Here is a 21201-nt window from a genome sequence, read left to right as displayed (position 1 = left end):
TAACCGTCAGGACCTTATACGTTGGCTGGTTTCCAGTTGTGGGGTAGCAGGCTGTCGATCTCCCTCTGCTTGGTGGTGGGTAAACGGGTCAGGACGTCTTTCAGGTAGGCCTCTGGGTTGAGGTCGAGTTCCTTGCAGGTTTGGATGAGGCTGAACACCGTGGCGGCGACCTGGCCGCCCTTGGGCGAGCCGAGGAACAGCCAGTTCTTGCGGCCGATGGTGAGGGGGCGGATCGCCCGCTCACTGCGGTTGTTGTCGATCTCCAGGCGACCGTCTTCGGTATAGCGCTCCAGCGCCGGCCAGTTCTTGAGGGCATAGCCGATGGCCTGGGCAGTGGGGGTCTTGGGCGCCAGCTGGCGCAGCCGGTCTTCGAGCCAGGCCTTGAACTCGGCCAGGATCGGCCGCGCCTGTTCCTGCCGTAGCTTTCGGGTGCCTTCGGCGTCGAGTTGCTGTTCCTTGGCCTCCCGTTCGATGGCGTAGAGCCGGCCGATGTACTCCAAGGCCTCATGGGCGCTGATGCGCTTGCCGTTCTCGGTCTGTCGGGCAATCTCGAAGAACTTGCGGCGCGCATGCGCCCAGCACGCCACTTCCAGGACCTTGCCTGCGGCGAAGATCTGGTCGTAACCGGCATAGGCGTCCGCCTGCAGGTAGCCGCTGTAGCCTTCCAGTTTGGCCTTGGGATGCTTGCCCGCCCGGGTTTCGGTGTGGTCATAGACGACGATGGGCGGCGAGTGGCCGGCGTATACCCAAAACCGGGTTTCCCGCGTCTTGCCGCGGTCCTGCACCGCCACAGTGGTGTCGTCCGAGAAGATCACCGGCTGTTGCTTGAGCAACGCCAGCATCCGCTCGACCAAGGGCTGCAGCTGCCAGCCGCTCTGGATGACCCAGTCGCACAACGTGGTGCGGGCAATGGGGACACCCTGGTGGGCAAAGATTTGCTCGATGCGGTACAGCGGCAGGTGATAGCCGTATTTGGCCATCAGCAGATGTGCCAGAAGACCCGGCAGAGGGATGCCCTGCTCGATGATTTGCGGCGGGGCCGGTACCGTGGTCAACTGCCCTTGGCACTTCGCGCAGGCGCACTTTTCCCGCCGCGTTTCCACGACCTTCAGTTGCGCCGGGACGTAATCCAAGCGTTCGGAGCTTTCGTAGCCGATCACCGGCCGTTCCTCACCGCAGGCAGGACACTGCCGGTCTTGTGCCGACAACGGCAATACCACGATCTCTCGCGGCAGATGCGCCGGCAGTGCGGTGCGCTTCGGTTGATTCTTGGCGGGCGATTGCACCACCACCGTCTTGAACGCCACCGGACTGGCGACGGGGGCGTCCTCGGGCACCTCATCCCACAGCGGCAGTTGGTCGATGTCGGGGAGGGTCGCCAGTCGCTCGGAACGGGCGCCGAACAGCAGCTTCTTCAGCTGCGCTAGGTCGAATTCCAGCCGTTCGATGCGCGCCTCGCGCTGGGCCAGGGTGGCCTTTAGAGTACGATTTTCTTCGGCGAGAGCGGCGGCATTCATGGCTGCCATTATACCCGGTGGACCACCCGAAAGCCCAGCTCTGATGCGGGTTTCAGGCACTTTCGACTCAGCCGACCCGACCCGCGCGAACCGCGCGGAAACGGGCCACCGTCAGGTCCACGCCTTCCAGCAACAGCAGCAGGTCCGAGCGCGAAATCGTCCCCTGAACCGGCTTGCGGAAGCGGCCTTTCTCCAGCCGCTTGTAGGCCAGCCAGAAACCGTGACGATCCCACCACAACAGCTTCACCTTGTCCCGGCCCCGGTTGAAAAACACGAACACCGCACCCGATAACGGCGAATGCCCCAGACTGCTCTCCACCGCCAGCGCCAAACCATCGATGGACTTGCGCAAATCGACCGGCTCGGCCACCACATACACCGCCGCCGCACTCAGAATCGTCGCCAGCATCACGAGACCAATGCGGCCACCACCTGCTTCAACAACCCGGCATCGAACCCCGGTTTCACCTCGATGCGAACCCCGCCCACCGACAACCACAGACCACCGACTGCTGTCTCACCGCCATCTACCCGCATCAACGTCAGTGGCGCCACCACCGCTGGCTGCGCTACGCGTCGACGCCAGTAGATGAACGCCGCATAGCTGACCGCCTCGCGCGCACACCAAGCGCGCACCGACAACCCACTCCCTGCCTGTTGCTCCAGCAGGACCCGCCAATGCATCTCTCGTTCTTGTTTCGTCATCGCCATCTCCTCCTCTTCGGGAATATGGCGATACTGTGACTCAGGCGCTAATCGGTGGGAATTATGCGGACAGCCGGACGCTTACATAAACAATACATCCGTGCAAAATGCACTTAAAGCACTTTAGTTTAATATGAATCCACAATTGAAGAAACTAATTGAGTGGTTAAACAAAATTGCAGGTCAAAGATTGACAGGTGTTCTAGCCCTAATCTACGTTTACGATGATCGAGAAGATAATAACTCGCCGCAAGCCATCTACCTTGAGTTTGATAACAATCTACACGGATGTGTCAGGTGTGCTAGCGATGGGGAGTCTATAGAGTATGACTCTAATGCTCCTGCTGAAATTGACCTTGGCCGGTACGGAAACGAAATATTGAAATATATTTCTAACCAAGGTCCTTGGCGTGAGTGTGTTGGTGAAAAACTCAATGATAGCTTTGTCTTAATTGCAGATAATAATGTCTGTATGGGTGTCAGACTACTATTTCAGTCTGGAAAATCTGTTGATATCGTTAACCTTGGTGACGAATTATATGTCTATGATTTCTTGCCGGAATCAATTGTAGCGGAAGAACATATCGAAACTAAAAGAATAAATTCAAACATGACGAACATTTAATATTAGAGTTGTTTCAGATGCTAAACAATTGTAAATCAACAGATTTTATAGTTCCAAAGCCCGGCGGAAAGTGAGAAAAAATAATCTACGAAGTGACCCAGATGATTTCTAATCCGATGCATCAAGCAGTGGAAGAACTTCATTCCGCCGATGGCATGCTCAACGATGACCCGCGTGGCGGCTTGTTTTCTGTTCTGTTTCTTCTGCTCAGGCGTCAATGTCGAATTAGGGTTTTTCTTGGATTTTCTAGGTTTCTTGTGGGGTAGATATATTTGGGTACTTTGATAATCTTTGTCCGCGCCCAGAAATCCTAAGTCAAGCCATAAATTGACCTTCTCGAACCACGCTGAACCCGGCGTGAAGACGTCTTTCATGAGTGTGTAGTCATGTACGCTGCCTGCCACAATACAGCACAAAAACAATATCCTTCGATTAAAGTCGGAGATTACGAGGGATTTGAGCGTATGTCTTTTTTTTTCCGCTGTAATGCTTTTCCTGTTCAGTTTCATCTTGGGGTCGAACGCAAGCGACCTCCACGCCATCGATCGCTATGTTCTTATATTGATCAATGAGTTGAGAGAATTCTGCTGGGGTTGTTAGCGTGCGCTCCGGCATGACGTTGAGGCTTGTCAGCGCTCGCCCTAAAACCGGCAGCAACCGGTCGATGTGGGCATGGGCATGTCCGCCACTGAAACCGAAATGAAAGCCCAGAACGTCAAAAGTGGGATAGGTTTTCAGATAGTACAAAACGAAAAACAGCTTTTTCTCGTAAGAATCAAGATAACCTTTAGGGCCACCCTGTTTGACGTGTTTTATTTCGCCCTTTTCGACACGCTCTCGATCGATGGCGAGAGCGGCCGACTCGAATACTTTGACGAGGGCTGTGAACTTTGCCTTGGGCATTCCAATCAACGATGCCACGATGCGGTCGTCGGTTATTTTGCTAAATTTGTCGTAGATCACGGAAGGTTTTTATATTCGGATTTGTTTGAGAAACAATTGGGCTATCAATACCATGCATTGGCATCAGGTACAACTCTATTGATAGAATTCCGCCGATGGTAAAGGCATACCTGATTAAAAAGGATATTTCGGAACTCCAAGTCGCATCTTCAAAATTTATGATCCATCGAAAAGATTGGTGCGTATTTTAAAATAATATAGCGCGTCAATTTAAGTTCATTGCTGCTATTGTATAGCATATCAGAGACGGTCAGATTAACTTCATGACCAACATAAGGCAAATCACATGGTTTTCCGGAAATTACCTACTCCCGATCAAGCACGCATATGATGAATTTAGCAAGACAGGATTAGATGCCAACGATTATATGATAAATATCTTAGAGTCAGATTCAGAAGTAATTATATCGTTTGAATATAAGAATCTTCATAAGGGCTTTCGAGGATCGATTCAAGGCACACCTAACTTTCAAGTTGAAGTTGACAAAGCAAGCGGACAAATTCTGCGATTTAGTTATGATAGATGACCTTCGAACACCTCCAATAAGCCGAAATTTTCAGTAAATCCAACCGTCGTACGATGAGCTTGGTGGAATTCAATTCGACTTTGAGCTGAATTGCGGCTTATTGGAGCCGTATCGCCACATTTCGCCTTTGAATCGCGCAAGTTGGTAGAGATTCTGTTCTGTTCGGGTATCAAGAAGGGCACGATTCCGAGCCCCCGCTGCACTGGTAAGGGGGCACTACTTGACTTTTCAACGAGCGATCGCCGCCTGTCTCTGTAATGAAGGCAATATGAATCATGTTGTAGAGCTTGCTCCCAGTGAACTCAATGATTGGCTTGACGCTATATTGGATAGTAGGTCGTATGCCCCAAAGAATTTCAATTGGCTAGGTTTGGCTGAAATATTGGCACGACGGGCATTAGAGACTGGAGCCCTACAATGGGCTCATCTTGCTATCAAAGTATATGAGTATATAGCCCGATCTGCTGACAAAGATGAACGCGACTCGTTGTTATGTTCAGAGATGCGCGTACGAGTACATTTTATAAAGCGATTCGGGTTGAGCAAGGAAGATAGTCTTCTTGATATAAATACAATTGCGTCTTGGTTTATGGAAAACACAGATTGTTCTTTGGTAAGCGTCCGGCTGTCCGCATAATTCCCACCGATTAGCGCCTGAGTCACAGTATCGCCATATTCCCGAAGAGGAGGAGATGGCGATGACGAAACAAGAACGAGAGATGCATTGGCGGGTCCTGCTGGAGCAACAGGCAGGGAGTGGGTTGTCGGTGCGCGCTTGGTGTGCGCGCGAGGCGGTCAGCTATGCGGCGTTCATCTACTGGCGTCGACGCGTAGCGCAGCCAGCGGTGGTGGCGCCACTGACGTTGATGCGGGTAGATGGCGGTGAGACAGCAGTCGGTGGTCTGTGGTTGTCGGTGGGCGGGGTTCGCATCGAGGTGAAACCGGGGTTCGATGCCGGGTTGTTGAAGCAGGTGGTGGCCGCATTGGTCTCGTGATGCTGGCGACGATTCTGAGTGCGGCGGCGGTGTATGTGGTGGCCGAGCCGGTCGATTTGCGCAAGTCCATCGATGGTTTGGCGCTGGCGGTGGAGGGCAGTCTGGGGCATTCGCCGTTATCGGGTGCGGTGTTCGTGTTTTTCAACCGGGGCCGGGACAAGGTGAAGCTGTTGTGGTGGGATCGTCACGGTTTCTGGCTGGCCTACAAGCGGCTGGAGAACGGCCGCTTCCGCAAGCCGGTTCAGGGGACGATTTCGCGCTCGGACCTGCTGCTGTTGCTGGAAGGCGTGGACCTGACGGTGGCCCGTTTCCGCGCGGTTCGCGCGGGTCGGGTCGGCTGAGTCGAAAGTGCCTGAAACCCGCATCAGAGCTGGGCTTTCGGGTGGTCCACCGGGTATAATGGCAGCCATGAATGCCGCCGCTCTCGCCGAAGAAAATCGTACTCTAAAGGCCACCCTGGCCCAGCGCGAGGCGCGCATCGAACGGCTGGAATTCGACCTGGCGCAGCTGAAGAAGCTGCTGTTCGGCGCCCGTTCCGAGCGACTGGCGACCCTCCCCGACATCGACCAACTGCCGCTGTGGGATGAGGTGCCCGAGGACACCCCCGTCGCCAGTCCGGTGGCGTTCAAGACGGTGGTGGTGCAATCGCCCGCCAAGAATCAACCGAAGCGCACCGCACTGCCGGCGCATCTGCCGCGAGAGATCGTGGTATTGCCGTTGTCGGCACAAGACCGGCAGTGTCCTGCCTGCGGTGAGGAACGGCCGGTGATCGGCTACGAAAGCTCCGAACGCTTGGATTACGTCCCGGCGCAACTGAAGGTCGTGGAAACGCGGCGGGAAAAGTGCGCCTGCGCGAAGTGCCAAGGGCAGTTGACCACGGTACCGGCCCCGCCGCAAATCATCGAGCGGGGCATCCCTCTGCCGGGTCTTCTGGCACATCTGCTGATGGCCAAATACGGCTATCACCTGCCGCTGTACCGCATCGAGCAAATCTTTGCCCACCAGGGTGTCCCCATTGCCCGCACCACGTTGTGCGACTGGGTCATCCAGAGCGGCTGGCAGCTGCAGCCCTTGGTCGAGCGGATGCTGGCGTTGCTCAAGCAACAGCCGGTGATCTTCTCGGACGACACCACTGTGGCGGTGCAGGACCGCGGCAAGACGCGGGAAACCCGGTTTTGGGTATACGCCGGCCACTCGCCGCCCATCGTCGTCTATGACCACACCGAAACCCGGGCGGGCAAGCATCCCAAGGCCAAACTGGAAGGCTACAGCGGCTACCTGCAGGCGGACGCCTATGCCGGTTACGACCAGATCTTCGCCGCAGGCAAGGTCCTGGAAGTGGCGTGCTGGGCGCATGCGCGCCGCAAGTTCTTCGAGATTGCCCGACAGACCGAGAACGGCAAGCGCATCAGCGCCCATGAGGCCTTGGAGTACATCGGCCGGCTCTACGCCATCGAACGGGAGGCCAAGGAACAGCAACTCGACGCCGAAGGCACCCGAAAGCTACGGCAGGAACAGGCGCGGCCGATCCTGGCCGAGTTCAAGGCCTGGCTCGAAGACCGGCTGCGCCAGCTGGCGCCCAAGACCCCCACTGCCCAGGCCATCGGCTATGCCCTCAAGAACTGGCCGGCGCTGGAGCGCTATACCGAAGACGGTCGCCTGGAGATCGACAACAACCGGAGCGAACGGGCCATCCGCCCGCTGACCATCGGCCGCAAGAACTGGCTGTTCCTCGGCTCGCCCAAGGGCGGCCAGGTCGCCGCCACCGTCTTCAGCCTGATCCAGACCTGCAAGGAGCTGGGCATCAATCCGGAGGCCTATCTGAAGGATGTCCTCAACCGCCTGCCTTCCACCAAGCAGAAGGACATCGACAGCCTGCTTCCTCACAACTGCAAGCTGCCCGGGGCGTAACAAGCGACCACTTAACCGTTCGCCACTGCGACCACAAGTCCGGGTACCGCCGAACGCTTACGTATTTCCTATACTTGGATCTATTTAGTGTCTGTAAGAAAACTCGATTTTTTCATGGTTTTGCTGACTCACTGGGAGTCACGTCAGCCGTTTTTCGGCCCAGGCCAGCATTTTTTCCCGCCAGGCGCACTCCATGATGCCAATTTGCCATTTGGGGGCAAATTTTGGACGCATCTTTCCTGCACTTCGGGATTTTTCTGCCATCAGCCCTGTCTTTAGGCCGCTTTTTTATACGGCCCTCGTCGTCGATCCGCCGCTTGTTGTTCTTGCTCGCGTAAAACGGCTCCCAGGCGCTGAATGTTGCGCGCCACGACCGCGAGGGCAACATAGCGCTTGAAGCCGTCAATGCCATGATCGGGACATTTGTCCAGGCCATGCACACCGAGTGCATTGATTGCCGATTCAACAGCCGAGTGTTGGCGGCGCAGCGGACAAATGTCGGGTCGGATTCGCGGACTTTGTCGGCTTCCGATAGCCGGCCTTTTTTCGGCAATATGACGTTTTCCAGGTGTTGCTTGAGCTCGACCTGATTACTTGGACTGTGAAAGCCCTTGTCCAAGCGGATGGCCGTTACTGCCGGAAAGCGGGTTTGGCTGTGTTCGACCAGGGACACGGCGATTTGATCGTCGGTGGTTTTTTCCATGACTTGATGGTGTAGGATGAAGCGGTGTTGATCTTCGACGACCGCCACCCGCAAGCCCAATTCGACCGGTACGCCCGCCTTGCCTTTGCTGATCCACTCGGTATGGGGCTGAAAAATGGAAAAGACTTTTTCGCCATGCGGAATGGTTTCACCTCGCAGGACGCGGCGACGAATCTGGTCGATCTGCCGCTCGGCATGCGCCAGGTAGGCATCAAGGTCTGCCAACATCGGTGTCGGTAGGCCATGCGCTTGGTTCAGGCGTTGCCGGGTAGCATGTGCCCGTTGCTGATAGGTTTCAGCTTGGTCGAGATAGGTCTGATAAGCCGTTTCGATTTGCGCCTGCTTGGCCTGCCGCTTGGCTTCATCTTGTGAGGTGGAATGCTTGAGCTTTTGAATCAGACGGTAGCTTTTCTTGAAACACCGCAAGTGATAAGCGCTTTGCCGCCATTCGGTCAAATCCAATGTATCGCAGAGTGCCGCACAGGTTTGAATGACTTTGCGAATCGCATCCCACAGCAAGTTGGTATCGGTGGGGAAATGCACGTGGGTTTTGACCACAAAGGAATCAGCGCGGGCTTTGAGGCTTTCCTCGGCTTTTTTTTAACAGCGAGTGCCCCGCGTTAACCACTTCCTGGTTGATGCGGTCCAATAGCTCGGGCGTGAACAAGCTGACGTTGTCCCGAATCGTCTGCAACTCGTACTCCTGCTCGTCCAGCCAATCGCTATGCCCCAGCATCTGCCGGATCGTCTTGTGTTGGTTGGCCAACTCTTGAATCCGGTCGTAATCCGCATCGAGACCCAAGCGCAGTACGCCCAACACCCGTATCTTCCACTGCTCCATGCCAGGCCGCCCGGTTTGGCGGTTGGCTTTGCCTTGCCCGTTCGCACGGTCAGGTATCATCTCTTCCAGAATGGCAAATACCCGCTGACGCAAGCTGACCTCGGTATAAATGTATTGCAGTCCACGCAGTAATTGAGGGATGTCATCGCGCGATTTGGGATCGAGGACGATGGCGGCAATATCGGTTTCACCGAATTTGAGTTGTGGCTGAATGACGGTACGCATACGATTTCGGGTAACGAAGATTTTGGTTTTGAGGTGGTTGCAGGCTGATTTTCGCCCGAAATAGGGCAAAACTGGTGTCAGAACAACACATCTTCGTGCTGCGAAATAATTATAATACATTGATAGTTATGACTTTAATTGATTTCCGTTCAGGCACTATTTACCAGACTGCCGCCGCAATCCGATCCACCCGTGATAAAGCATTCCCGATTCGTGATATCCGTCGCTATTCTCGCGGTCTTGCTTACGCTGGGCGTTATGGTCGCATGGCATGGATACAGCCGCTCCGGAGGGGCTGGAAGTCAGAGAGTGGTCGCGGTCGGGTTGTACGAAAACGCGCCGAAGGTCTATACGGCCGAGAATGGCCGTCCGGCGGGTCTGTTCGTCGAATTGCTGAACGAGATCGCACGCATCGAGCACTGGCAGCTTCGTTATGTGCCTTGCCGGTGGTCGGATTGTCTCGATCGGCTGGAGCAGGGACAACTCGATCTGCTGCCCGACGTCGCCTTTTCCGCAGAGCGCGATCAGCGTTTTCCGCAGAGCGCGATCAGCGTTTCGACTTTCACACGGTATCGGTGGCCGGCAGCTGGTCGCAGGTCTACAGCAGCCCGCGGCTCAAGGTAACGTCCCTCGCCGATCTGGCGGGAAAGCGCGTCGCCCTCCTGGAGGGAGGCATTCAGCAATCCTTCTTCGCCCAGCTGATGGCCGCCGGCAACTTCGATTACCGGCCGGTTCCGGTCACCTCGCTCGATCAGGCCTATGCCGCGGTGGCGAGCGGCAAGGCGGATGCGGTGGTAACCAACAGCTTTTTCGCCGCGCACAACGGCCCCAGGTACAAACTCAGAGAAACGCCGATCGTTTTTCTGCCCAGCAATCTCTATTTCGCCACCGGCAACGGCCGCAACGCCGACCTTCTGGAACGTATCGACGAACATCTGACCGCCTGGTGGCGCAGTGACAGTTCGATCTATTTCGACGCCTTGCACCGTGCCATGGCCGCGCCGCCGGAAACGCTGATTCCGATCTGGGCGCTGTGGTCGCTGGCGGGGCTGGGCGGCGGACTGTTGCTGATGGCGGCGATCAGCCTGCTGCTGCGCCGCCAGGTGGAGCACCGTACCCGCGAACTGGCGGCCACCGCGCGGGAACTGGAGAGCCAGCGCGCCAACCTGGAACACCTGGTCGCCGCGCGCACCGCGGAGCTGGTCGCGGCAAAAGAGGAAGCCGAGCGCCTGACCCGAGTCAAGAGCGATTTTCTCGCCAATATGAGCCACGAGATCCGCACGCCGATGAACGCCATACTCGGCATGCTGTATCTGGCCCTGAAAAGCGACCTGCCCACGAGTCTGCGCAATCAGCTCGGCAAGGCTCAGGCGGCGGCGCGTTCGCTTCTCGGCATCATCAACGACATCCTCGATTTTTCCAAGATCGAGGCCGGCAAGCTCAATGTCGAGCAGGTCGAGTTCGGACTCGACGCGGCGCTCGAGCAACTGGCCGACACCGTGGGCTACCAGGCCGAGCACAAGGGCATCGAGCTCCTGATCCGCCACGACCCGTCCATCCCGGAGCGACTGATCGGCGATCCGCTACGCCTGGGGCAGATTCTGCTCAACCTGTGCGGCAACGCGGTGAAGTTCACCGAGCGCGGCGAAGTCGAGCTGGCCTTTCACCGCCTCGACAGCGACGACACCGGGATCACCCTGGAGGTTTGCGTTCGCGTGCTGGTGGTCGACGACAAACAGGTCTCGCGGGACATCCTGGCCGACATGCTGCGGTTCTTCCGCCTGAATGTGGGCACCGTGGCGAGCGGAGCGGCGGCGCTTGCCGAACTCCGGGTGGCAGCCGCCAAGCCTTACGACCGGGTGCTGATGGACTGGCTGATGCCCGGCATGAACGGGGACGAGGCGATACAGCGCCTCCACCTCGACGCCGAAATACCGCACCGGCCCAAGATCGTCATGGTCACGGCCTAAGGCCGCGAGGACGTGATCCGCCTGGCGGAGCAGGTTGGAGTGGACGGGTTTCTCATCAAACCGGTGTCGCCCTCCATCCTGCTCGACACGACACTCTCCGTGCTCGGGCGCGGGCGTCTGTTCCGGGCGAACGACGGCTGCCGTCCGAGCCCCCGAATCTCGACGCCAGCGGCCGGTTGGCCGGCGCGCGAGTGCTGGTGGTCGAAGACAACGACATCAACCGGGAATTCGCCATCGAGCTGCTGCGCAGCGAAGGCATCGAAGTCGACGCGGCGATAAACGGAAACGAGGCTCTGGAAAAGGTGCAGCAGCGCGACTGCGATGCCGTGCTGATGGACATCCAGATGCCGGTGATGGATGGGCTCGAGGCCGCGCGGCGAATCCGCGGGCTGGCCGAGATGCCCGGCGGCGAACGCTTCGCACGGCTGCCGATCATCGCCATGACCGCCCTGGCGATGGCGAGGAATGCCGAACAGCGCCGGGCCGCCGACATGAACGACCATGTGACCAAGCCGATCGCGCCGGATCAGTTGATGGCCGCGCTCTCCCGGTGGATTCGCTTGCCGGCCGGGACGGCCACGGCCGGCAATCTCGGAGCCCGGGAACTCTACCGGAAGCTCGGCGAAATCGATGCCCCGCTCAAGCAGGGAACCGTGCCGTGCACGGAGGCTTTGGCCGAGCTTCAGCAGCTTTGCGGTGCCGTGATGCACGACATCGGCCGTTTGCCCGGCGAGCCGCTGCCGGCGTCCGTGGCAAGCCCTGCACCGTTCGATCCCGGCCGACTGCTGGAGCGGCTGGCGCGCCTGGAAGATGCGCTCGAACGCGATCTCGGCGCGGTCGATCCCCTGCTCGGAGAGCTGCGGGCGGACACCGCCGACACATCCTACGAAGCGCAAGTCGCCGCCATCGCCGCAGGCTTCGACGTTTTCGACATCGACGAGGCGCTGGCACTGCTCATAACATTGCGAGAAAACCTAAAACAAGCTTGCGAGGGAGGGGGACCATGACCGCGAGGAGAGACGACCGGGCGCGCATACTCATCGTCGATGACGTGCCCGAGAATCTGCACGAAGAACGGCAGCGAGCAGTGGATAGAACATGTCTGCAAGCAGGTGTTCGACGGCGCCGGCGAATTCCGGAGCGTGCGCGGTTCGCTTCGCGATATCACCTACCGGCGCCTGGCCGAACAGAAGGTTCATTTCCTCACCAACCGCGATACGCTGACCGGCCTGCCGAATCGCGTGCTGTTCACCGAATTGCTGACCCAATCCATTCTCCATGCCGAGAGCAGCCGGGATTCGTTCGCCCTGCTCTTTCTCGATCTCGACAATCTCAAAACGGTCAACGAGAGCCTGGGCCACACCCAGGCGACCAACTGCTGACCGAGGTGGCCGGGCGTTTGCAGGCCCTGCTGCCCGGACGCGATGCGATCGCACGCGTCGGCGGCGGCGAATTCAACATCATTCTCGAACACGACGAGGGCATGCCGATCGACCTGACGGCGCAGCGGATCATCGACGCCTTGGCCGAGCCGTACGTGCTCGACGGCAAGAGCGTGTACATCGGCGCCAGCATCGGATCGCCCTGTACCCCGCCGACGGCCGCGATGCGGAAACCCTGCGCAGCAGCGCCGAGGCGACGCTGCATCAGGCCAAGGCCCAGGGAAAGGGCACCGTGTGCTTCTTCTGCCCGGAGTTGACCCGCCGGGCGAAACACCGGCTGGCCCTTGACGCCGAGTTGCGGGCGGCGCTGGAGCGCAATGAGCTGCTCCTCTACTATCAACCCCAGATCGACCCGGCTAGCGGCCGCATTGTCGGCCTCGAATCGCTGCTGCGGTGGCAGCACCCGGAGCGGGGCATGATTCCGCCGTACGAGTTCATTCCGCTGGCCGAGGAAAGCGGGCTGGTGGTGCGCCTGGGCGATTGGGTGCTGCGCGAAGCTTGCCGGCAGATCAAACGCTGGTCGGAGGTCGGGCTGACACCGCGCCACACGGCGGTGAACGTTTCCGCCGTTCAATTGAGCCGGGGCCGTCTGATCGATTCGGTCAAGGCCGCCCTCGCCGAAACCGGAAGCCGGCCCGAGCAGCTGGAACTCGAAATCACCGAGAGCTGCGTGCTGATGGAACGCGACCGGTCCTTCAAGGCACTGGCCGAACTGAGCGCACTCGGGGTGCGCCTGTCGATCGACGATTTCGGCACCGGCTATTCCTCGCTGTCCTATTTGCAGCAGCTCGAAGTGCACAAGCTGAAAGTGGACATCTCCTTCGTTCGCGGCATGACCACTAATAGCGGCAACGCGTCTATCGTCAAGGCCATCATCGCGCTCGGCCACAGCCTGGGCCTGGAAGTCATCGCCGAGGGCGTCGAGGAACCGGCCCAGGCCAGCTACCTGAGATCCCTGCACTGCGACGTGATTCAAGGCTATCTCATCAGCCGGCCGATACCGGCCGATGAAATGACGCATTTTCTGACGTCCTTCGAACCGCCGGAGATACTTGCCAACGAGAGCCCTTCTGCCAGCGGGTGAGGCATCCGGCATACTTTCGGGCGTCAGCCGCCCCGAACTTGTCGAAGGGCCTTGAAGACCTCCCCGGAGAGGCACTCGGCATGCACGATTGGACTTTTTGGCGGTTTGGTGTCAAGTTTCGGTCTCGAGGCTTCTCCCTGCATTGACTCTCGAGGGGTGTCCTATGGTGGTGCGAGATCGGGATTATTCGAAAGATCGGGTATCGGTGCCCGGCGAAAGACGCAAGGTGCACCGACCCGGAAAAACGGTCGGGACAGTATGGCGGCGCCTTGCGCTCTCGGCGTTCCTCGGACTCGGCGTCTTCTGGCTGCTGCCGGACCACGGCGGGCTCGATCGGCTTGCCTATCGCATTACAGCCCTACCGGCCGCGCTCACAGGCGCTCCGGCATCGATAGAACCGAAACAGGGCGGCCTCTCCCGAGACGAAGTCCACGACAAGATCTCGCCGCTGGTCGAAAAACTGTCGGACAAGAAGAAGCCGATTTACGACCGAATCGTCGGTTTCGGGACGGATCTCAAACTGAGCTTGTCGATAGACGAAGCCGTCCGGCGCCTTGAGGATGCCATGGCCGAATTCCGGCAGGGCGCTTTGAGCCGGGCCGATCGTACGGGCGGCAGCCTTCCCGGACGCTCGGGAGCGGTTCGGCAGGATCTCCCGGTGAAAGGTGCCGCGCTCGGCATTATGCTGCTCGTTTGCTTCGGACTGGGATCGGGCTTTCAGGCCGTACTCGGCCGATCGGTTCGGCAGCTGGATGAATCCATCCGCAAGCTGGGTATGGGAGAACTCGGCAACCCGATCCGGGTTGCCGGGCCGAGAAAGCTGCGATATCTCGGAAACCGGCTCGACTGGCTGCGCACCCGCCTGTTAGGGCGGGAACAGTCGACACGGCAGTTCATGCACAATATTTCGGACGAATTCGAAACGCGCCTATCCGGTATTTCCAGGAATACCGGCGAGCTCATGAGCGAGGCGGCCGAGGCCTTGAGCCCGAGGCAGCGCGACCTCGTGGCGCGGCTGGGCCGGGATGTCCGGAAATTGCAAAACCTGCTGGATGAGTCGCTGCGCTACGACCGGGTCAAAGACCATCCTTCGCCGCAACCGAAAGCCGCCATGGACATGAAGGCCTTGGTGGCATCCGTCATCGACGCTCATCAAGGTTCCTTGAAGGCGAAATCCCTCGTTATCAAGGACTTGGTACAGCCCGTCGAGTTTCGCGGCGTCCCGGACCAGGTGCGAACCATCGTCGACAAGCTGATCGCCAACGCCATCGAATTTTCCCCGAATGGAGGCACCATCCGGATTATTCTTCGTGCCTCGGGAACCGGCATGGAGCTGGAGATCGAAGATGACGGCCCCGGCATCGACCCCGCCGAGCGTCCAAGGATTTTCGAACCGTTTTTTCGGGGCGAGGCGGCTCGCATGATCGGCGCCGAGGGCGCCGGATTGGGACTCGCGATCGTGAGCGAGTGCGTGGCGAATCACCGCGGAAAAGTCGAGAGCATCGAACCTAGACAGGACCAACAGGGCGCCCGCATCCGAGTCGAACTGCCGCTGGCAGAAGCGCTTTCCTGAACGAAAGCCGTCCCGGAAAACAAGACACAAGCCATGGCGACACGGTCGTAGGTCGGCAATCCTTTGCCGACCTGTGAAGGGTTTCCCGACCTTACCGTGCCGCTCATCCCCCCTTCGACTGAGCGCGGGACAGGCACGCGCTTGGCCCGCTCGCGACGCTTCCCGTACGCCGTCTCAGACGTGCGCACATGCTCAGTCGTTTCGATTTGCAGCCCCGGGCGGAGGGCCCGGCTGGGGGCTTATGCGATAACTGTAACCATGACGTTCGAAGCCCAGCGACTCGTAGAACGCGTGAGACCGCTCCCGCTTGAGGTTCGAGGACAGCATCGCCTTGTAACAGCCCTTCTCGCGGCACAGGTCCAGAACGAACCACATCATTTGCCTGCCCACGCCGCGCCCTTGCCACTCGGGATCGACGGCGACATCTTCGATGACCGCAGAAGGCGCACCCATATGGGCAAGATTGTCCATGATCAGCAGGGCGAAGGTGCCGACGATCCGTTCTTCACGGCACGCGACATAAATCTTGTAGTCGGGATAACGCGCGAGGCGCTGGAAAAGACTTTCGGCCGCGGATAGGTCAAGCACCTGTCCATTATCGAGATCAGGCTGGGCGTACAACCGGAGAACTTCGGGAAGATCCTGTTCCAAGGCTTCTCGGCAGAAAACGGATGCGTTCATGTGCTTTCCCTTACCCAACGAGTAATTCCGTTCGGCATTCGAGTAAACAGTAATTGATGGGTAGAGTAAAGCAAAGCCCATCGATGCCGGGTTAGCCCTTCGACAGGCTCAGGAAGGGCCCTTGGCCCCGCGTAACCTACCGATCCGAGGCCGCCCGGTGGGTTACGGCGCACACGAAGCGCAGTGATGGGTCATCGGTTAGTGTTGACGTGCGCCTAACCCACCCTACGAAAATGAATTCCTGATTGAAAGCGATCTGAAATAAACCGATCACGGCGCAGCCGGATCCGCCCATCAGTCACCCCGGACGAGTCGACTCAACCGCCTCCTCGCCCGGCGCAGTCTCATCCGCGGCAATAGGTCATCGTCGGAACGGCTTGCCTGATCTGATAAGGCGATTCCGGTGCCAGGATATACTCGCTCGCGCCTATTTCGCTCTCGGAGTTGCCCCAGTCGTAGGTGTAACCCAACCCGGTCCAGGGCACTCCGGCGCTGCCCCGGAAGCTCTTATAGTAGAGATCCGTATAAAAATTTCGATAATCGACAATATTCTTCACTTTCGGCGTCTCTGTACCGAACTGGTGGTTGCAGGTCGTGTCGTCGATTTGAGGATCGACACAGGGACGGAACAGATCTTCGGGGTCCACCCACATCTCGACGAAAACGTCGTATTGCCATTCGGGGTTGAGCCCCAGATACTGCTTCAGACGCAAATCGACTTGTTCTTTGGAAATTCCTGAATCGGCGGCGAGCAAATCGGCGCACAGGCGCTTGACCTGCGGGACGGCAGTCACCCAGACAGCGTATTCCGGATTCTCGGACGTTTTGTCGTAAGGCTTGAAAAATTGCTCGTAAGCGGGCCGTGCTTTCCAAGTGGCCACCAGAATCTTGCTGCCGTCCACGCTCCAAACCAGATTCTGGTTGTCCCGCGTGATGGAAACGAGAGTCTTGGTGATTTCCGACTTTTCGGCAAACGCGGCATCCGCCACCGCGTGACGGTAGGCGCCGTCCAGGTCTACGGCTTTCCCGTCGGTGGCTGCGACGGCCAGGAACAACGCCGGCGGGGCGCTGCGAGAAAAGCGCCCGAACCGCCGGACCGTCCCCAAAATAGTCTCTCCGTTTGAAAATCGCACGACTAATCCCCCCTTGGTTTGGTTCAACCAACGACAAACGGACTCCCCCAAATGACGCGAGACTTCGCACTTCCAGTGCGTGCAAGCGGGGAAAAGCTTAGTTACGGATTGGTACTAATACAAGGAACTCTCCGGCAAAAACCGGGAGCGGGGACCCATGGCGCGGCGGACGGCGAGCGCAAGGAGAGACTTCCGTTTCAAGGAAAGCGGCTTGAACTGTCCGGGCCTCCGGGAGAGAAGAGCCAGAGGGTAATTCCAAGTCGCTTTCAATCAGGAATCAATTTTCGTAGGGTGGGTTAGGCGCACGTCAACACTGACCGATGCCCCATCACGGCGCGTTCGCGCCGCAACCGCTGCCCGCAGCGCTTCGCGGTAGCGCTCGGAAGCTTCGCCGGGCGGGATGTCGCAAAGCTGACGCGCGATTCGTGCGGTCTTGCTCTTGTTGCCCGCCACGGATTCGAGCAGAACACACAGCTTCTCGTGTACCGGTCCCGCCAGATCGATCAGCAGCTCGTGCAGCAATTCCAACAGCGGCAGATCGTCCGTAGAAACGCTCCCGCACGCGCACAGCATCTGCTCGATGAGCCGAGCTGCGGTCAACGCATGCAACGCGGAGACGCGTGAAACCTCGGCCAGCGCCTTGGCCAGGCGGTTGCGCTTCAGCCACTGACCCTCCGCGATGCGCGCCAGCACGGACGCCAGGGATTCCGGACCTGCCCTGCCATCCTCGATTCCGGTGATAAGCACATCGACGGCCATGCCGCGCAAGGCAGCATCTTTCGCCACGAGTCCCAGGCAGAGAACGAGCATGCCCATTTCGCTCCAGGGCCGGCCACCCATGATCAGCGGCAGGAGGAACGGGGCATTGGGCTCCGAGGACGATCCGTCCATGTCCAGGCGCGCGATCAACAAGGGTACGGCCCCGGCGAAGAAAGCATCGGTCGCCAGGGGCATGGACCATCCCAGGATTTCGATAACCCAATTTGCGTGGTAGCCGTACAGCCACCAACCCCGCTGAACGGGCTCATGGGCGACCACGGTGGGAAAGGCGTAGGCGCCGGACGATTGGCCGCAGCGCGCGGCATCCCGGACGGCCTGAGCGACTCGGAATGCTATCCTCGGCAAGGCCAGAATTTGGTCGAGCAATTTACGTCCGCGTCCGAACCCGCGCAGATAGTCGTCCCAGCTGTGCTCGCGCGGCCGCACGTGGCGCGGATAGCGCGGCGTCACTTCCAGCGCGATATGCGGATGGCATCGAGTTTCGCGCCAAACCTTGCGCGTCCTCGATTCGCTCCTCCAGGTATAGCGCGCGGGCGTGACCAGGTCGGGCCAGTCGCGCGGAAGCTTGAGAGGCGCCAACGGCAGCGACAGGTCAACGTCGGGCCAGCGTGCACGTGCCGCGGCGACCCACAAGGGCGCAGCACGCCGGTCGCGCTTCGTCGGCCCCTGCTCCGAACCCAGGGCAAAGCGCAGCACTCGTCCCGCCTCGCCATCGAGCATAGACGCCTGCTCCAGTGCCGTTATCCTCTGGTCGGGTGCGAGCCGAAACAGCGCTTGTTGAAAATCGAAGGTCGGGATGGGCAGTTTGCGCTCCTGTAGCTCGCGCAGACGCTGCACGAGGACGGGCGCGGCGATCCAACCGCCTGCGTGGGTCGGAGCGGAAAGAAGCGGCGCGGCAAGGCCGCGGGCGACCCGGCCGCTGAGCTCGTTCAATCGATCCTGGAATAAACGCACGGGCCCCCGATACCGGCCCCAGCCGGGTATGACGTTCACCCGCCGCGACCGATGCAGCCAGGCATGCAACAGATTCAACAAGCCGCTCGGCGCGAGCCACCCGATGATACCGTGCGTCACTTCGCTGTTCCCGGCCTTCCCGATGCGCCGGGCGAGCGCTGCGGTACGCGCTTCGAAATCCGCCGGACGCTGATCGCACAGGCGACTGATCCCGTCCATGAGCCGTTCCACGGCCAAGCCGTCATCCGCCGTCTCCACCAGGTGAGCGGCCTGCTGGATCAGCGTCTCGAGATCGTCGATGAGAGCGACCGGCGTCGCCGTCGCGAGCTGCGATACGTCGAGTATCGAGAACGGCAACGGAGGCGGCAGTTCTTGAAGATCGCCTCCCCAGCCCATCGCACCGGCGCTTTCCCGGCCATCTTCCGGCAAGGCCGGCGGAGCGTCGGCGCCCGAGGCATGGTCCGCTTCGCGCGCACCGGGAAAGCCGGGAAAAAGCACGCCGGTCCGTGCCCGTACGGAAGGCGAGAGTTCCTCCCACGAGGTCGCGAGCACGCTCGCGACCTCCTCTTCCCGCCCCGGAGCACAGCGCGACAGCAGCGTCAGGGCAGTCGACTGAACCTCTGCTGCGGGATGCAGCAAGGCCGCCGACAACACCGGCAAAGCCGCGTCGGCCAGGGACTCGTCGAGTTCCAGCCCGCGCTTCAGGATCTTGAGTGCGGACAACGGAGCACCCTTGGCACGCGCGTCGAACACCGCGGCGAGCCGTGGCACGAGCACGGCATAGCTCGATGCCTCGGCTTCGAGCAGAACGGGGAGGCGCGCCAAGGCAACACCCACCACATGGCCGGACCGGTGCCGCAGCAAATCCGCGTATTTCTCCCAGCGCTCCGCCATTTCGGACGGACTCGGCGCCAAATCCGCATGGAACCGGCACAGATTGCCCAACACGGTTCCGTTCTCGTTGAGCCAAAGCGCATCCAGGCTCGCGTCGAGCAAGCGCTCGCGCGCGAGCAAACCGTCGCGGGCCAGATTCAGGAGCGCCTGCGGCCAAGTTTCGAAAGTGTCCGGACGATCCTTATCCTTGGCGCGCCAGTCGAAAGCGAAGGCCGGGGTGTCAACCTCGAACAAGCGCCACACCGCGCTTTCCAGGAGATCGGGATTCGCCCGCAGTTGCACGCTGATCGGAACGTAGCGCGCATCGCGCGGCCCTCGCCAACGGCCCAGGGACTGAGCCATCAATCCAACATAGCCCGGGGATTCGGGCGGCGCACAGACGCCTTCCCGAACCAGCGTTCGCACGATGTCCCAGCCCAGCAGCGGAACATCGCGCGCCGCGAGGCAATGATCCAGCCAGGCATTCGCCCATTTCGGCTTGCGGTCCTTCAGCACCCGCACGATGGCCTCGGCATGCCGCCAGTGATCGTAAAAGCGGATGCGTCCGGCCTCGCCGAGCGTGCAGCATCCCAGCACGGCAATCGCCGCCGTACAAAGCTGCTGAAACGAGGTTTGGCTCGACGGCCTGGGCCGAAGCGGCGTCAGCGCTTTATCGAGCATGCCCTGACTGCCGGTCACGATACCTTCGCCACGGGCAAGCCCCTGATAAAGCCGATATACGCCCGGTCCCAGCGTCCGCCTCTCGGCCTCGTCCAGAGGCGCCAGGGCCTCCGCTATGCCATTCGAATCCAGGCGCCGCACCCGCTTCGCGATCGACGCCAGCGTCGCATCGGCTGCGGATTTATTCATCGCCGGAAAGATTCGATCCGCTCCAGGTCGAACGGCAGTTCGCGGTGGAAATAGCGCTGCGTGGTCACGTCGAAACCGGCGAGGCCGCGGGCACCCAAGGCCGTCAGCACCGCCGCGACCTGCGGCTCGCCGAGTCCCGTGTTGCCGGCCAGGCGTGCGGGATCGAGTTCGGCCTGCCAGCGCAGTTCCGCCCGGACCCGCGCCAGCGCGCCTTCCCAACCGCCGCCGGCGAGGATCTGCAAGGCCTGGCCCTCGCCGGAGAACCCCCGTTGCACCTCGGGGCTCAGCAGCAGGAACAGGCGGGCGTCGCCGAAGTTCAGGTCCCAGGCACTGACGCCGGCATCCGCATATCCCCAGATGCGCAGCCCCGCGATGCGTCCCAGCAGCGGGTCGAGAACCCGGAGCCGATGCAGACCGCCCACGCGCATGCCGCCGCCAACGGCCAGCTGCGAGAGACGCAGCGTGTTTCCGCTCCTTGCGAGATAAGCGCCGGCGGCCGGGTTTCGGGGCACCGAACGCAGAAAGCGGCGCGCCTCGGCGCCGCTGCACTCGCAGAAGAGCCTGAGGCCGGGCTGATACACCTGCACGTCGCTGAATCCCTTGACCCAGCGCACCGGCAGGCGCACCCGCTTCTCGACCAGGGTCTCCCCGGCCCGTTCGAGCTCGACCCCATCCCGGCCCACCGCGATAGCCACGGATTCGTCGTCCCGCAGGCGTCCGAGCGCGGAGGGTCCCAGGTAAACATTTTGGTGAGCGACGGAGGTCATGGCTGCATTTGGGTCACACGTCTCCAACCGGTCTCGAACAGCGGCCGCGCATCGAGACTCGA

The 21201-nt window shown here is 60.0% G+C and carries 19 protein-coding genes and 2 pseudogenes; 10 read left to right on the top strand and 11 right to left on the bottom strand.

Annotation, left to right across the window (positions count from 1 at the left end; translation table 11 throughout):
- Positions 1–14: 14 nt before the first annotated feature.
- The 3 genes from tnpC (sS8_RS18975) to tnpA (sS8_RS18965) are packed head-to-tail and all read right to left on the bottom strand — an operon-like array spanning position 15 to position 2228.
- Complete coding sequence (gene tnpC / locus sS8_RS18975) at positions 15–1526, bottom strand: IS66 family transposase (protein ID WP_119627853.1); 1512 nt, start codon at positions 1524–1526, stop codon at positions 15–17.
- Positions 1527–1584: 58 nt separating this feature from the next.
- On the bottom strand, positions 1585–1926 hold the full coding sequence (tnpB, locus tag sS8_RS18970; RefSeq protein ID WP_119627852.1) for an IS66 family insertion sequence element accessory protein TnpB: 342 nt from the start codon (positions 1924–1926) through the stop codon (positions 1585–1587).
- Positions 1926–2228 (bottom strand): IS66 family insertion sequence element accessory protein TnpA, encoded by a 303-nt coding sequence (gene tnpA, locus sS8_RS18965; protein ID WP_119627851.1) that lies wholly within the window; start codon positions 2226–2228, stop codon positions 1926–1928. The genes tnpB (sS8_RS18970) and tnpA (sS8_RS18965) overlap by 1 nt, the downstream gene beginning before the upstream one ends.
- Positions 2229–2367: 139 nt before the next feature.
- On the opposite strand from tnpA (sS8_RS18965), the gene sS8_RS18960 reads away from it, so the two are divergent.
- Positions 2368–2847 (top strand): hypothetical protein, encoded by a 480-nt coding sequence (locus tag sS8_RS18960; RefSeq protein WP_145986611.1) that lies wholly within the window; start codon positions 2368–2370, stop codon positions 2845–2847.
- 35 nt (positions 2848–2882) lie between these two features.
- Here sS8_RS18960 and sS8_RS18955 read toward each other — a convergent pair whose 3' ends face one another.
- Positions 2883–3356 carry a transposase family protein gene (locus tag sS8_RS18955; protein ID WP_170161167.1) on the bottom strand — a complete coding sequence of 158 codons (474 nt, stop codon included), beginning with the start codon at positions 3354–3356 and terminating at the stop codon, positions 2883–2885.
- The gene (locus sS8_RS18950) at positions 3280–3810 is read right to left on the bottom strand and encodes a helix-turn-helix domain-containing protein (RefSeq protein ID WP_119631130.1); all 531 of its coding nucleotides are present in this window, start codon (positions 3808–3810) and stop codon (positions 3280–3282) included. The genes sS8_RS18955 and sS8_RS18950 overlap by 77 nt, the downstream gene beginning before the upstream one ends.
- A gap of 1219 nt (positions 3811–5029) precedes the next feature.
- Between sS8_RS18950 and tnpA (sS8_RS18945) the strand changes: the two genes are divergently transcribed.
- The 3 genes from tnpA (sS8_RS18945) to tnpC (sS8_RS18935) are packed head-to-tail and all read left to right on the top strand — an operon-like array spanning position 5030 to position 7243.
- On the top strand, positions 5030–5332 hold the full coding sequence (tnpA, locus tag sS8_RS18945; protein WP_119627851.1) for an IS66 family insertion sequence element accessory protein TnpA: 303 nt from the start codon (positions 5030–5032) through the stop codon (positions 5330–5332).
- A complete protein-coding gene (gene tnpB / locus sS8_RS18940; RefSeq protein WP_119631129.1) occupies positions 5332–5673 on the top strand; it encodes an IS66 family insertion sequence element accessory protein TnpB in 342 nt (113 codons plus the stop codon). The genes tnpA (sS8_RS18945) and tnpB (sS8_RS18940) overlap by 1 nt, the downstream gene beginning before the upstream one ends.
- Before the next feature lie 58 nt (positions 5674–5731).
- Positions 5732–7243: an IS66 family transposase gene (gene tnpC / locus sS8_RS18935; RefSeq protein WP_119631128.1), complete on the top strand. Its 1512-nt coding sequence runs from the start codon at positions 5732–5734 to the stop codon at positions 7241–7243.
- Between the two features lie 138 nt (positions 7244–7381).
- Here the strand turns inward: tnpC (sS8_RS18935) and sS8_RS29635 are convergent, their stop codons facing one another.
- The gene (locus sS8_RS29635) at positions 7382–7507 is read right to left on the bottom strand and encodes a hypothetical protein (RefSeq protein WP_269461470.1); all 126 of its coding nucleotides are present in this window, start codon (positions 7505–7507) and stop codon (positions 7382–7384) included.
- An 11-nt stretch (positions 7508–7518) separates the two neighbouring features.
- Positions 7519–9012: pseudogene (locus tag sS8_RS18930) on the bottom strand (ISNCY family transposase).
- Positions 9013–9225: 213 nt separating this feature from the next.
- Between sS8_RS18930 and sS8_RS29335 the strand changes: the two are divergent.
- The 6 genes and pseudogenes from sS8_RS29335 (at position 9226) to sS8_RS18910 (ending at position 15081) form a co-directional block, all read left to right on the top strand.
- Positions 9226–9636 (top strand): transporter substrate-binding domain-containing protein, encoded by a 411-nt coding sequence (locus sS8_RS29335; RefSeq protein ID WP_232020361.1) that lies wholly within the window; start codon positions 9226–9228, stop codon positions 9634–9636.
- Positions 9588–10982 (top strand): histidine kinase dimerization/phospho-acceptor domain-containing protein, encoded by a 1395-nt coding sequence (locus tag sS8_RS18925; RefSeq protein ID WP_232020360.1) that lies wholly within the window; start codon positions 9588–9590, stop codon positions 10980–10982. The genes sS8_RS29335 and sS8_RS18925 overlap by 49 nt, the downstream gene beginning before the upstream one ends.
- 191 nt (positions 10983–11173) lie before the next feature.
- Complete coding sequence (locus tag sS8_RS28270; RefSeq protein ID WP_170161165.1) at positions 11174–11989, top strand: response regulator; 816 nt, start codon at positions 11174–11176, stop codon at positions 11987–11989.
- A gap of 39 nt (positions 11990–12028) precedes the next feature.
- Positions 12029–12681: pseudogene (locus sS8_RS30030) on the top strand (diguanylate cyclase domain-containing protein).
- The gene (locus sS8_RS28770; RefSeq protein WP_197716574.1) at positions 12657–13508 is read left to right on the top strand and encodes a putative bifunctional diguanylate cyclase/phosphodiesterase; all 852 of its coding nucleotides are present in this window, start codon (positions 12657–12659) and stop codon (positions 13506–13508) included. The pseudogene sS8_RS30030 and the gene sS8_RS28770 overlap by 25 nt, the downstream one beginning before the upstream one ends.
- A 163-nt stretch (positions 13509–13671) precedes the next feature.
- A complete protein-coding gene (locus tag sS8_RS18910; RefSeq protein WP_119631126.1) occupies positions 13672–15081 on the top strand; it encodes a sensor histidine kinase in 1410 nt (469 codons plus the stop codon).
- 192 nt (positions 15082–15273) lie between these two features.
- Here sS8_RS18910 and sS8_RS18905 read toward each other — a convergent pair whose 3' ends face one another.
- The 4 genes from sS8_RS18905 to sS8_RS18890 all read right to left on the bottom strand — a co-directional run bounded on the left by sS8_RS18905 (position 15274) and on the right by sS8_RS18890 (position 21166).
- On the bottom strand, positions 15274–15762 hold the full coding sequence (locus sS8_RS18905; protein WP_119631125.1) for a GNAT family N-acetyltransferase: 489 nt from the start codon (positions 15760–15762) through the stop codon (positions 15274–15276).
- Positions 15763–16106: 344 nt separating this feature from the next.
- The gene (locus tag sS8_RS18900; protein WP_145986610.1) at positions 16107–16895 is read right to left on the bottom strand and encodes a hypothetical protein; all 789 of its coding nucleotides are present in this window, start codon (positions 16893–16895) and stop codon (positions 16107–16109) included.
- 270 nt (positions 16896–17165) lie between these two features.
- Positions 17166–20372 carry a DUF6493 family protein gene (locus tag sS8_RS18895; RefSeq protein ID WP_119631123.1) on the bottom strand — a complete coding sequence of 1069 codons (3207 nt, stop codon included), beginning with the start codon at positions 20370–20372 and terminating at the stop codon, positions 17166–17168.
- Positions 20369–21166, bottom strand: a complete 798-nt coding sequence (locus tag sS8_RS18890; protein ID WP_145986609.1) for a hypothetical protein — start codon at positions 21164–21166, stop codon at positions 20369–20371. Before sS8_RS18890 ends, sS8_RS18895 begins: the two co-directional genes overlap by 4 nt.
- Positions 21167–21201: the final 35 nt, after the last annotated feature.

This window comes from Methylocaldum marinum, from assembly GCF_003584645.1.
In the GTDB taxonomy this organism is placed as follows: domain Bacteria; phylum Pseudomonadota; class Gammaproteobacteria; order Methylococcales; family Methylococcaceae; genus Methylocaldum; species Methylocaldum marinum.
This window is presented reverse-complemented; position numbering and strand designations above follow the sequence as displayed.

What these genes read in the sequence shown, in the direction of transcription:
- tnpC (WP_119627853.1), bottom strand. Translation starts at nt 1,526, where the DNA reads ATGGCAGCCATGAATGCCGCCGCTCTCGCCGAAGAAAATCGTACTCTA.
- tnpB (WP_119627852.1), bottom strand. Translation starts at nt 1,926, where the DNA reads ATGCTGGCGACGATTCTGAGTGCGGCGGCGGTGTATGTGGTGGCCGAG.
- tnpA (WP_119627851.1), bottom strand. Translation starts at nt 2,228, where the DNA reads ATGGCGATGACGAAACAAGAACGAGAGATGCATTGGCGGGTCCTGCTG.
- sS8_RS18955 (WP_170161167.1), bottom strand. Translation starts at nt 3,356, where the DNA reads ATGAAACTGAACAGGAAAAGCATTACAGCGGAAAAAAAAAGACATACG.
- tnpA (WP_119627851.1), top strand. Translation starts at nt 5,030, where the DNA reads ATGGCGATGACGAAACAAGAACGAGAGATGCATTGGCGGGTCCTGCTG.
- tnpB (WP_119631129.1), top strand. Translation starts at nt 5,332, where the DNA reads ATGCTGGCGACGATTCTGAGTGCGGCGGCGGTGTATGTGGTGGCCGAG.
- tnpC (WP_119631128.1), top strand. Translation starts at nt 5,732, where the DNA reads ATGGCAGCCATGAATGCCGCCGCTCTCGCCGAAGAAAATCGTACTCTA.
- sS8_RS29635 (WP_269461470.1), bottom strand. Translation starts at nt 7,507, where the DNA reads ATGGCAGAAAAATCCCGAAGTGCAGGAAAGATGCGTCCAAAATTTGCC.
- sS8_RS18910 (WP_119631126.1), top strand. Translation starts at nt 13,672, where the DNA reads ATGGTGGTGCGAGATCGGGATTATTCGAAAGATCGGGTATCGGTGCCC.
- sS8_RS18905 (WP_119631125.1), bottom strand. Translation starts at nt 15,762, where the DNA reads ATGAACGCATCCGTTTTCTGCCGAGAAGCCTTGGAACAGGATCTTCCC.
- sS8_RS18895 (WP_119631123.1), bottom strand. Translation starts at nt 20,372, where the DNA reads ATGAATAAATCCGCAGCCGATGCGACGCTGGCGTCGATCGCGAAGCGG.